At 35.6% G+C, this 991-nt stretch carries 1 protein-coding gene; it reads right to left on the minus strand.

The genetic code is table 11. The features are described from left to right. Positions 1-894, minus strand: an 894-nt coding sequence (locus tag DPG01_RS18440) for an IS30 family transposase (RefSeq protein ID WP_162622379.1), incomplete at its 3' end; no start/stop codon positions are given. Between the last annotated feature and the right edge of the window lie 97 nt (positions 895-991).

Raw genomic sequence — 991 nt, forward strand, 5'->3', positions numbered from 1 at the left:
ACTTCTAAAGCCGAGTCTTTTTCTTGGTCGGTAGTTCAGTTTTGCAGTGATCTCTTCAATATATTGATCTGAATAATCATTTAAATCACTTCCTTTCAAAATATATTGTCTAATCAAGCCATTTGTATTTTCATTTGTGCCTCTTTGCCATGAGCTATATGGATCTGCAAAGTAAAAATCTATTTCTAATGCTTTTGCAATCTGTGCATGCAAACTAAATTCTTTACCATTATCTGCTGTGATCGTCTTTAAATTTATCTTCATTGGACTAAGCAATTCAATCGTAGTTGTTAATATATCTTCTCTCTTACGATTACAACATTTCTTCAACCAGAGATATCCTGTTTTGCGATCAACGATCGAGACCAATGATTGCTGATGATGTTTACCAACGATCGTATCAATCTCAAGATCTCCAAATCTTGAACGCTCTTCAACAACTAAAGGTCTCTCTTTGATATTTCTACGATTCGTGAGTTGACCACGTGTTTCAGGGTGACCATATTTTCTTTTACGTTGATTTCTAAAGCGTAGATTCTTATACAAACTTCCTCCAATACGTTTATCTCGATGAATATAGCGATAGATAGAATGCAAACTCACGGCAATATGCGAAGAAATTTGTTCTGGGCTCCATTGCAAAGACAATAACTTTTTTACCTCTTGCCATTGATCTTGTGAAATGGTTCTAGGATTTGGAGATAAACGCTTGCGAGCTAACTTATGAGCATGCTTTGCAAAGTAACCATTTCGACTTTTATTACGTTGAATTTCACGAATGATTGTAGAAGGTGTTCTTTGAAGTCTGAATGCGATATGCCGTTTAGAAAATCCTTCACGCAGTAAAGCGTAAATCTGATATCTTTCTTCTTGGGTAAGATGAGTATAGTTCATTGTGAAACTTTGACTTTGGTCGGTCGGTAGCAAAATGCTATTTCATCTTGCTCCAAACCTAAATTAATCTCTGTTGCACTTCATCTGAGAATCTAAG

Origin of the sequence: Acinetobacter sp. WCHAc060042, from assembly GCF_003231195.1 — a bacterium.
Lineage (GTDB): Bacteria > Pseudomonadota > Gammaproteobacteria > Pseudomonadales > Moraxellaceae > Acinetobacter.